The sequence below is a fragment of the Desulfoluna sp. genome (assembly GCF_030145185.1).
GTDB lineage: Bacteria > Desulfobacterota > Desulfobacteria > Desulfobacterales > Desulfolunaceae > Desulfoluna.
Window position 1 is genome coordinate 91732 of sequence record NZ_JAQYWB010000011.1, and the last position, 9715, is coordinate 101446.

A 9715-nucleotide genomic window follows, 5' to 3' on the forward strand; every position below is an offset into this window, starting at 1 on the left:
CCAATACATCTTAAACAACCAACCTGAACAATTGATTCATCCCTTTATCATCCACCGCTTTCCCCTCTTCCGGGGCCGCAAAATATTCATAAGCCAGAGCGATGAACCGGGCTTTTTTGTCCGGGACCAGTTCCTTGCCTTCGCTTTCCAGCCTCTCTTCCACCCACTTGATAATCCGGTGCAGGATCTCCAGATCGATGGTGAGATCTGGCTGGGCTTCCCCTGGTGCTCCTGATTCATCCCCGAACATTTCCCCTTCACCGGTCAACAGCCAGTTGATGTTGGCCGAAAAGGTTTCACGTATGTGAAATAAAGTTTCCGCTGATGGTGTGCGGCCTTTTAAATAGTTATGGAAGGTTGCTATTGGAATACCCGCTTTTTTCGCAAATACCGTTGATTTTCCAGCACATTTAATATCGACCAGCTCATGGAGCCGCTCTGATATGTTTCCCATTTGTGAAATTCTACTTGACATAATTCTCCGTTTGGGAAATTTTGTTGAGTAACAGCTCAACAAAAAAATACATAGGAGGAGACCATGACAAAAGACGAAATCAAGACGGCCATGAAAGCCAAGGGCACTCGCCCCGTTGATCTTGCCAAAAAAGCAGGAGTATCCCGCTCCATGGTGAGTCATGTCATGGCGGGCCGGTATCCGGGTTCCCGTGTCAGGGGATGGATTGCTGAGGCGCTGGGTAAGACGCCGCCGGAGATCTGGCCGCCCAAATGTTGAGTGGTTCCATATTGCCATAAATGTTGAGTGACGCAAGCAAAAAAGCAAAAGGCGTGGCTGGTCTTTAAGATCAGTATTCCACTTTTAAATCGAATAGATAACAGGAATGGAGCTGGAAGAGTCATGTACAGGAATGAATTCATTGGACTTTTAGAGGGAATACAGCGGGACGTGAAGGCTCATGGGGTCAGGGTGCTGGCGGAGCGACTTTCGGTGCGGCCGCAAACCCTTTATGCGGATGTGGACCCCCAGTCCGTGGGGCGTCGCACCAACAAACTGGGCCTTCTTGACTGGATGGTGGTCCTGGAGGAGACCCGGAATCTCAACAGCCTGGATGAGGTCAACCGCCATTTCGGCCGCATCAGCCTGCCCATCCCCGAATCCACCGACGAGATGAACGCCATGAGCTGGATGCAGTGTTGCGCCACCATCGCCAAGGAGTCCGCCGAAGCCATTAAGGTCCTGGCCGACGGCCTCAGCAACGACGGAGATCTGGATGCAGGGGAGCTGGCCGATTGCGAGAAGGAAACATGGGAAGCCCTTCAGGCCTTTGGCGCTTTATACCTGGCCATTCAAACCAAACGGAAAGAATTCAAAATCATTCAAGCCGGGGCAAACAGATGATGAAGGCCAAGCCCAAGATGAGGCCCTCCAGCCGTGTTGTGGCTGTGGGGCTGATCGATGATGTGCGGTTCATCATTGAAATCTGTTTCAAAGATCGATGGCTCCCCCTGGGGGATTCAAAGGGGATGCACTCCTTTTATACAAAGGAGGAGAGGGACGCGGCCATGGAAGGATTCCAAGACGAATTTGATGAGAGGGAGGCCAACGGTGAATACAGCTGAAACCAAACTGAGGCCAGCCACCTGGAGCAACACACAAACCCATGAAGCCGTTTACGGCATTGAAATATTGACGGGGGGCAAGTGGCTCCCCATGGGCGATGAGAACGGCTTTTTTATGTTTGACGCAGACGAAGAGAGAGACGCAGCCATGGCAGAGCACCGGGCCATCCTGGAAGCGTAGAAAAAGGAATTTGTATGTGGGCCGATGTTTGTCGGGGTGAGAGCCACAACCATCGGCACGGTGAGAAGTACGGGAGAGATCTATGCGAAAGCAGATTACATATACAGCGGACACGGTTGAAGACATCATGGCCACCCTTGATCGGGATGCGGCCATCATTGAAGTGCTTGTGGGCGTCATTGTCAGGGGCGAATGTCTCTCTGCCGAGAACGCCACGTGGCTTGAAGAGAGTTGGAAGCAGGATATTTTGCGTTGCATCAAGCGCGTGGAGACGGAGGGGCGTTATGTATGATGGAGGCGTTTCAGACAACCGGGCCGGAGAGATTGTTGCGGCCCTTAGGCAGGATGCCCGGTTTCAGTTCAAAGACCAGGGGGGCTATCTCCGGTACGGGATCTGTCCCAACTGCGGGCATAAAGAACTATACGTCAGCAAGGCCAAACCCTTTCGCATTGCGTGTGGACGGGACAACAATTGCGGCCAGAGCTGGACGGCCAAGGAGTTGTTGCCGCATCTTTTTGAAAATTATGAGAAGCGGTTTCCACCCACACAGTCGAATCCCAATGCGACGGCGGATGCGTACCTCCATGAGGAAAGGGGTTTCGAGCTGGCTCGTATTCGGGGCTGGTACAGTCAATACCAGTGGAAAGACAGGGACCGGTGGATTACGTCCATTCGTTTTCCGCTGAATGGCGATGCCTCCATCTACTGGGAACGCCTTGTTCGCATTGGATCGGACGGGCGCAAGGCCAACTTTGGTGGCAAGTATAAAGGCATGGCCTGGGTTCCTCCTGGTCAGCTGCTTGAACAGGGCAATCGGTGCTTTATTACAGAAGGCATTTTTGATGCCATGGCCTTTATGCATGCCGGTGAAAAATCAGCGGCGTCTATGTCGTCAGGAAATTTTCCGGATCAACTGATTAAGGGGGCGCACAAGCGCGGGGTTGTCTGGATCCTTGCCTTTGATAACGACAAGGCCGGGCAAAAGGCCGTGCGTAAGCACGCCCTTCGCTTGAAGGGCATGGGAGAATTTGTGGAGGTGGCCCTTCCTCCTGACGGCAAGGAGGATTGGAACGATCTTTACCAGAAAGGGCGGCTGAATGAATCGTTCATTGATGCCTGCCTTTACCGTGGGCGGCTTTTTATGGCCACCTCTCCCGGTGAAAAGGCGTGGCATATGTTTCAGAATCAGAAGGAGCATAGCCAGAGACGCTTTATCGTGGAGTTCGGAAACGGCCTTTATCGTTTTGAGGTCAACAGTTCTCTTGACGCCGTCGTTGAAGAACGGGGGATCGATCTGGCAAGCGCTGAGGGGTATGAGGCCTTTAAGGATCACACCACGCAGGATCAGATCAGCAACGCCGTTCCAGAGCTTGTTTACATTATTGATGATGAGGAGATGGATCAGTACCGGTATGTGTTCCGGATCCGCTACAAGAACAGCAACAGGGTGGACCTGAAGGAGTTCAACGGGAATGCCCTGGTCAAGGTGGAGGCTTTCGCCGCCACCATGCTCACAGGGGCCAGGGGGGTGGAGTTCAAAGCCACCGAATATGAGTTTCAATATATGCGCCGGGGGTGGCTTGATCCCGTTGGCCGGGAACCGGATACCGTCTCTACCATTCCTTACCTTGGCTACCATGCCGAAACCGGAGCCTACATTTTTCAGAAACACGCCTATTATAAAGGAAAGGAGATCCCGGTAAACGATCACGGGTATTTCAAAATTGGGGGGCTGGGGCTTAGGAGCTCGCTTCGCTCCGGCGTGCGGATCCAAACCGGCGAAGAGTTCAACCCTTCGTGGTTTCCTGAATACCTTCGCGTTTACAGCTGGCAGGGGCTCTCCTGCCTCTCCTGGTGGTTGGGCTCCCATTTCGTTCAGCAGATCCGCAAGAAGTATCGCCGTTATCCTTTCTTCGAATTGTCGGGCCTGAAGGACACAGGCAAATCCGACATGCTCCAGTTGCTCTGGAAGTGCAGTGGCCGTGACGACTACGAAGGGTTCAACCCCAGGAAGGACAACCCCAAGGCCGTGCGTCGAAAGTTCAACCAGCTCTCCAACCTGCCCACCAGTCTCCTGGAAACCGACTATGGCGATGGCAGAGAGAACGGACAGCAACAGTACAACTTCGATGCCCTTAAAGATCTTTTCAATGGCAGGGGCACCGGCGCTGTTGGTCTCCCCACCAAAGGCAACGACATTTACGAGCAGGCGTTTCTGGGTTCTCTCATCGCATCCCAGAACCACCGGGTTGATGGCCATGAGGCCACCCTTTCTCGAATTGTCCACTGCCACATGACCGATGAACACCACCGGCCCGAGAACAAAGCCCTGGCCGAAGAGTTGCCGGCACGTCCCGTGGAAGCCTTCAGTGGTTTCCTGGGGGCGGCCCTGAAGAGTGAACACCAGATTCTCACCCGGACCTATGCAGCCTTCGAACGCCTGAAGCCCCGCTTTGATAACCAGGGGCTCAGCAACCGTGTTGCCTTTTGCCATTGCCTGGTGGCCGCCCTGGGTGACGGCCTTCGTGTGCTCTTTCCGGACATGACCGAAGAGCTTGCCAACCAGTTGACAGACTATCTCATCGGACGCGCCAAGGAGCGCGAGAGCCTTCTTCAACAGGAAGACAGTCTCTGTGATCAATTCTGGAAGGCCTTTAAGTACATGAACGAAGATGTCTTTGAGCAGGACATGCAGAAGAGCCGATCCGGATGGATGAACCATTCAGCCAAGACAGAGCTTATCGCCATCAACATGCAGGAGTTCCGGGCCGCATGCATCGATTTTAAACAGCCCATTCCCCAGGACATGCTGAGGCTCCAGGAGGCGCTGAAGGGAAGCCAGACCCATACCTTCGTAAAGTCCGGAAACGTCTACAGCCGCCACAAGAAGCGGAGCATCAGTTGTTTTGTGTTCCAAGCATAGACAAGGCCCCTTTCGGGGCTTTTAACCCACGATATGTATAGGATTTACATTGGGGTGGGTGGGTCCGGAAAGGGCGAATGAAACGAATGAAACAGGGAATGCCTCTTTATAACAGTGGATTGCAAAGGATTTTCACCCGAATTTTTGGCGAATGTCGAGCGAATGTCATACGAATTTTATTTCGAGCCAAGACGAACGTTTTTTGAATGACCCGAATTTTTTATATTATTGAATTTATTATATATATAAAGAATAGAAAGAAAAACATTCGTGGACATTCGTGAAACATTCGTGTCGGGTTTACCCTATATCCATCAATATAATAACCTGTTACAGAAAAACATTCGTTCATTCGGGCGTTCCTGACACCCCACCCACCCAAATGTGGACAACTCTAAGGAGATCATCATGAAACCTGTGTGCACAAAGAAACTGTGGACCGTCTTCCACGAGATGAAACAGGCAAACGAAAACATTGGATCCATGTGCTGTGATACCTTTGCCACTGCCTGTTACCTTCATCTCAAAGCAGAGTCCAAAGAGGAGCGCGTCGCCGCCCGCAAACTCATTCAACAGGTGCTGGATGTGATGGGGTGGGAGAACCGGAGAACTTTTTTTAACCGCCTGTTTGATTCTTTGCCAGGAAATGAAGTGATGTATGCGGAGGCGATCCCGAAGCATTCGGAATTCAGGAGGTTGTTTGCGGGGGAGAATCGTTGATAAACAAATAATGGTTTATTCCGTGGTCTCCTGCTTTTGATTCCAAATGAGTTCCCGGTAGTGATCTTTTCGTTCAGGAGGATCTGAAGGGAAATGTTCCTCGAATATGTCCTTGGATTCATTAGAGGGTCTCTGAGGTAATAGCTCTTTTAAAGAGTCTATTATGATTTTTAGTTCTTCTTGTGTTTCATAGTCGAAGTGTAGACAGTCTAAATAACATGTGAAGGCACCATTCCATTTATTCATTTTTTCGAAAACTTTTCCCATCTGGTAGTAAGAAGTACCGAGTTGGAGAAGGTTGTCGGTTTTCAGGCACCAGTCGATGGCTGTCTGATAATTGCTAAGGGCATCGTCCCATTTTTCTTGGTCTTGGAAAGTTCTTCCCATCTGGTGGTAGCTACCACAGAGCTCAAACAGATTATCGGTTTTGGTATTCCAGTCGATGGCTGCCTGGTAATTGCTAAGGGCACCATCCCATTTCCCCTGGTCTTGGAAAGCCCTTCCGATCTGGTGGTAGCTACCCCCGATTCGAAGCAGATTATCGGTTTTGGTATTCCAGTCTATGGCTGCCTGGTAATTGCTAAGCGCATCGTCCCATTTTTTCTGCTCATGGAAAACAATTCCTATTTGGTGGTAGGTACCACCGAGTTGAAACAGGTTATCGGTTTTGGTATTCCAGTCGATTGCTGTCTGATAATTGCTAAGTGCATCATCCCATTTTTTCTGCTCTTGGAAAACCATCCCCCTGTGGTGATAGGTAGCACCGAGTTGAAACAGGTTATCGGTTTTCGTATTCCAGTCGATGGCTGCCTGAAAATTTCTAAGCGCGTCGTTACATTTTCTCTGCTCTTGAAAAACCATTCCTATTTGGTGGTAGGTACCACCGAGTTCAAACAGGTTATCGGTTTTTGTATACCAGTCGATTGCAGTCTGGTAATTCTTAAGCGCATCATCCCATTTTCTCTGTTCTTGGAAAGCCATTCCCATTTGGTGGTAGGTGCCACCGAGTTGAAACAGGTTGTCGGTTTTGGTACTCCAGTCGATGGCTGTCTGGTAATTGCTAAGCGCTTCGTCCCATTTTCTCTGCTCTTGGAAAACCATTCCCACTTGGTGGTAGGTAGCACTGAGTTCAAATAGGTTATCGGTTTTCGAACTCCAGTCGATGGCTGTCTGGTAATTGCTAAGCGCTTCGTCCCATTCTCTCTGACTTTGGAAAACCTGTCCTATTAGTAGGTAGGTGCCACCGAGGTGGCTCAGATTATCGGTTTTCGTACTCCAGTCGATGGCAGTCTTGAAATTGCGAAGCGCTTCATTCCACTTTCTTTGCTCTTGGAAAACCAACCCCATGTGGTGATAGGTATCACCGAGTTGACTCAGGTTATTGGTTTTCGTATTCCAGTCGATGGCTGCTTGCAAATTGCGAAGCGCTTCGTTCCACTTTCTCTGCTCTGTGTAAAGCGTTCCTATCTGGTGGTAAGTGGCACCGAGGTGAAACAGGTTATCTTTTGTCGTATTCCAGTCGATGGCTGCCTGAAAATTGCGAAGCGCTTCGTTCCATTTTCTCTGTTCTTGAAAACCGAGTCCTATTTGGTGGTAAGTTGCTCCAATATTGCCATCGATTTGATATTTGAATTGAAGCTTGAGTGAGGATTGGTAATTCTTAAGGGCATTATTGAAATCTCTTGTTTTAAGAAAGACTCCAGCCAAACGGAACAGGAGTTCTGTTTTTAAATGTTGGGAAGTGTCGATCTGATTTGTAAATGCGAGTGCCGCTTTAAATGATTTTATAGCATCGTTATAGTAATTTAACTTGACGTATTCATTTCCCAGTAATGTTAGAGTATTAATTTTTTCTCTGGCTACACGTTCTTTTTTAGAATTTTTCAGTCTGAGACTTTTGTATTTCTTATTAAGTGCCTTAATTTGCTCTTCTCTGTCAGGGAGATGGCCTTTGGGTAAAAGTGACGGTGGTCTTGTTTTCATGACAGTAGGCCGTTCAGTAGTGGCTTCCACTTCGAATTTAAATTTGTATGTGATCCAGTCCCACAAGTCAGGTGCTTGACTTTGCATCTTTTCGAAAAAAAAGGTATTGGCCCAAATGATTGTTATGAAAGGATTTGCACGAAAGAGTGATTCACGTTCAAAATTGAGTTCTGGTAGCATGCCGCTATCTTGGAGTTGATCATCGTCGGAAACAAAGACGCTATTCTCCAATCCGTAAACATGAACGATGTATTCTGCAACCTTAGAATCTTGTATTTCTTTTGGAAGTTCTTCTTTGAATTTGTTTTTTAGAGATACTACATTTTGAGATGAAAGGTCCAAAATGTGATGCTTATAATTTATCAGTTCCCTTTCCAGTTTCTTACAAAGATCAACTTTGTCCTTCGAAGAATCACAGGCTATGAGGATTAACGTCGACTTTTTTCGGCGTTTTAAAATAAAATGTAATTGCTTCCACTGCTCATTATCTTCAAGCTTTGCTGAAATAGAATCCTTATTCATTAATGAGCCCTTCCAGGAGTGGGTTTATACCTCTCTTGCCGTTATATTTGAGGACAGCCAAACATAAGAGAAGTTCAATCACAGTGCTATCAGCAGTATTATATTTTTTGTTTATCAAAATTTCCAAGTGATCTGATGTGAGTAGATCTTTCATATCATATCCAAGTTTTTTAATACTTTTCTTTGCTATGTCTTCGGTTACTTGTGCACCAAGTGCCATGGAGAGCGCTGTGTTTACAATCCGAATAAGTTGACGTATGCATCCCCCTGATTTTTTAACACAAAGATCTAATGCCACTGGAGAAATCAATTTGTCCACTTTTATTCGTTTAGAAATGACTTCGCTTAATAGGGGTTCACTCAATTTCGGTTTACCCTCTTCCGAAAGCTTAACCATAGGAAGGTAGAATATATGGAAAAATTCTACAGCAGGGCTGCTTTTGATTTCAAAGTAGGAGTTGATTGGAACAGAAAATATGATATTTGAATCAATTCCTCTAATTATATATGAATCTTTAACAAATAATTTTTGATAAATATCGTAGGCTATTTTCTCTGTGCCGTCGAAAATAAACAAAATATCTTTAGGCTTTTGATGGCCTTTCAGCGTAGTGCGAAGCTCAGAGAGAATGTCGTTAAACTGTGCGATTAGATGCAAAGGGTTGTTTTTAATTTTTTGTCGTATCGTTGTTGAAGTTTTGGATGATACCGAAAATATGGATTTAAGAGAGCTTTTGAATTGTATAAACCATGGAAGGGCACTGCTGGCCGAGACTTCACCGCTGGCTTCAAGTTGATAGTTTTTACTTAATTCTTCTTTAGTCTCTGTTTCAGCCGTCCACTCATTGATTATTTTACTTAATGACTCAGATTCAAAAGGAATATTTTCATCATGGATCCTTTCCATCAACTTTGCTATCAGAATGACAAATAAATCTTCTGATTGAAACCCACCAACTTCCATTTCTTGTTCAATGTCAATATGGACCGAAAGGTAACAGTCTTGTTTGTTTACGCTGTTATGGAACCGTTTTAATTCAACGCTTTTTCCAGAGCCTTTGTGTCCAGAAAATATAAATTTATGGTATTTTTTTGTTGGAGATTGAAGCTTCCCATCTTTAATACGAAGGTTGAATTTAATCCTGTCTAAAAAGGTTTTATCCCTGACGCTATCAAAATCTACGTATACATCTTGATCAGAAGGATCTATGGAAAAATCCATCTCAGTTACTTCAAGAGCATCATAAGGGTCTTCAACAGGGAATTGATAATTCATTGTACTATTCCTTATTAATATCTGGGCTCATTCGATTATGTCGAACACTAAGGCCTCAGCTGTTTGGTCTTTCAGGCTGATACATATATAAGGCCTGTTGATAGTGTGTCAAAATAAATGACGATATCACATAAAGAAGGGACGCGTCCATTGAAGGCTGAAGAGTGCTGCTTTTAAACAAAAATCTCGGAAAATCCCCCTCACCCCGCCCCCTGCATCCCCCCTTGCAATACCTGAAACATCTCCCTCAATTCCCCCCTCGACGCTCCCCGGATCCTCTCCAACGCCTCCGGGGGAATATCCACCGCACTCGGCGACAAGGTATGTGAAAACGCCAGGTCCATGACGAAGGTATGCCCGCACTGGGGGTTGGTGCAGCAGCAGTAGAGCTGCTTGAATTCGTCTGAGATCTGGGTGCTGGATTGTATGGTGGCGGTCTTGCCGCATCGGTTGCATCTGATTCGCATGGATATCTTCCTTTCACCCCCAATCTATTGTGCATAATCTGGATCGTCAAAGGCTATCTTGTGG

The 9715-nt window shown here is 47.2% G+C and carries 11 protein-coding genes; 7 read left to right on the top strand and 4 right to left on the bottom strand.

Annotated elements, in window-relative coordinates; genetic code table 11:
• Window positions 1-10: 10 nt before the first annotated feature.
• The gene (locus Q1Q75_RS05260; RefSeq protein ID WP_300668113.1) at window positions 11-514 is read right to left on the bottom strand and encodes a helix-turn-helix transcriptional regulator; all 504 of its coding nucleotides are present in this window, start codon (window positions 512-514) and stop codon (window positions 11-13) included.
• A 24-nt stretch (window positions 515-538) separates the two neighbouring features.
• Here Q1Q75_RS05260 and Q1Q75_RS05265 point away from each other — a divergent pair, with 24 nt between their 5' ends.
• From Q1Q75_RS05265 to Q1Q75_RS05295, 7 genes are all read left to right on the top strand, one after another.
• Complete coding sequence (locus tag Q1Q75_RS05265; protein WP_300668114.1) at window positions 539-733, top strand: helix-turn-helix domain-containing protein; 195 nt, start codon at window positions 539-541, stop codon at window positions 731-733.
• Between the two features lie 123 nt (window positions 734-856).
• Window positions 857-1357 (top strand): phage regulatory CII family protein, encoded by a 501-nt coding sequence (locus Q1Q75_RS05270; RefSeq protein ID WP_300668115.1) that lies wholly within the window; start codon window positions 857-859, stop codon window positions 1355-1357.
• Window positions 1354-1578 carry a hypothetical protein gene (locus Q1Q75_RS05275; RefSeq protein ID WP_300668117.1) on the top strand — a complete coding sequence of 75 codons (225 nt, stop codon included), beginning with the start codon at window positions 1354-1356 and terminating at the stop codon, window positions 1576-1578. The genes Q1Q75_RS05270 and Q1Q75_RS05275 overlap by 4 nt, the downstream gene beginning before the upstream one ends.
• A complete protein-coding gene (locus Q1Q75_RS05280) occupies window positions 1565-1759 on the top strand; it encodes a hypothetical protein (protein ID WP_300668118.1) in 195 nt (64 codons plus the stop codon). The genes Q1Q75_RS05275 and Q1Q75_RS05280 overlap by 14 nt, the downstream gene beginning before the upstream one ends.
• A gap of 82 nt (window positions 1760-1841) precedes the next feature.
• Window positions 1842-2051 carry a hypothetical protein gene (locus tag Q1Q75_RS05285; protein WP_300668120.1) on the top strand — a complete coding sequence of 70 codons (210 nt, stop codon included), beginning with the start codon at window positions 1842-1844 and terminating at the stop codon, window positions 2049-2051.
• On the top strand, window positions 2044-4683 hold the full coding sequence (locus tag Q1Q75_RS05290; RefSeq protein WP_300668122.1) for a toprim domain-containing protein: 2640 nt from the start codon (window positions 2044-2046) through the stop codon (window positions 4681-4683). Before Q1Q75_RS05285 ends, Q1Q75_RS05290 begins: the two co-directional genes overlap by 8 nt.
• Window positions 4684-5091: 408 nt before the next feature.
• Window positions 5092-5403: a hypothetical protein gene (locus Q1Q75_RS05295; RefSeq protein ID WP_300668123.1), complete on the top strand. Its 312-nt coding sequence runs from the start codon at window positions 5092-5094 to the stop codon at window positions 5401-5403.
• Between the two features lie 15 nt (window positions 5404-5418).
• Here Q1Q75_RS05295 and Q1Q75_RS05300 read toward each other — a convergent pair whose 3' ends face one another.
• The 3 genes from Q1Q75_RS05300 to Q1Q75_RS05310 form a co-directional block, all read right to left on the bottom strand.
• Window positions 5419-7908, bottom strand: coding sequence for a lipopolysaccharide assembly protein LapB (locus Q1Q75_RS05300; RefSeq protein ID WP_300668125.1), 2490 nt, complete (start codon window positions 7906-7908; stop codon window positions 5419-5421).
• Window positions 7901-9184 (bottom strand): hypothetical protein, encoded by a 1284-nt coding sequence (locus Q1Q75_RS05305; RefSeq protein ID WP_300668127.1) that lies wholly within the window; start codon window positions 9182-9184, stop codon window positions 7901-7903. Before Q1Q75_RS05305 ends, Q1Q75_RS05300 begins: the two co-directional genes overlap by 8 nt.
• Before the next feature lie 200 nt (window positions 9185-9384).
• Window positions 9385-9651 carry an ogr/Delta-like zinc finger family protein gene (locus Q1Q75_RS05310; protein WP_300668128.1) on the bottom strand — a complete coding sequence of 89 codons (267 nt, stop codon included), beginning with the start codon at window positions 9649-9651 and terminating at the stop codon, window positions 9385-9387.
• Between the last annotated feature and the right edge of the window lie 64 nt (window positions 9652-9715).

Bases quoted from the DNA above. Each gene is read 5' to 3' on its own strand.
- Q1Q75_RS05290 (WP_300668122.1), top strand. From the start codon at position 2,044: ATGTATGATGGAGGCGTTTCAGACAACCGGGCCGGAGAGATTGTTGCG.
- Q1Q75_RS05285 (WP_300668120.1), top strand. From the start codon at position 1,842: ATGCGAAAGCAGATTACATATACAGCGGACACGGTTGAAGACATCATG.
- Q1Q75_RS05270 (WP_300668115.1), top strand. From the start codon at position 857: ATGTACAGGAATGAATTCATTGGACTTTTAGAGGGAATACAGCGGGAC.
- Q1Q75_RS05310 (WP_300668128.1), bottom strand. From the start codon at position 9,651: ATGCGAATCAGATGCAACCGATGCGGCAAGACCGCCACCATACAATCC.
- Q1Q75_RS05300 (WP_300668125.1), bottom strand. From the start codon at position 7,908: ATGAATAAGGATTCTATTTCAGCAAAGCTTGAAGATAATGAGCAGTGG.
- Q1Q75_RS05265 (WP_300668114.1), top strand. From the start codon at position 539: ATGACAAAAGACGAAATCAAGACGGCCATGAAAGCCAAGGGCACTCGC.
- Q1Q75_RS05295 (WP_300668123.1), top strand. From the start codon at position 5,092: ATGAAACCTGTGTGCACAAAGAAACTGTGGACCGTCTTCCACGAGATG.
- Q1Q75_RS05305 (WP_300668127.1), bottom strand. From the start codon at position 9,184: ATGAATTATCAATTCCCTGTTGAAGACCCTTATGATGCTCTTGAAGTA.
- Q1Q75_RS05275 (WP_300668117.1), top strand. From the start codon at position 1,354: ATGATGAAGGCCAAGCCCAAGATGAGGCCCTCCAGCCGTGTTGTGGCT.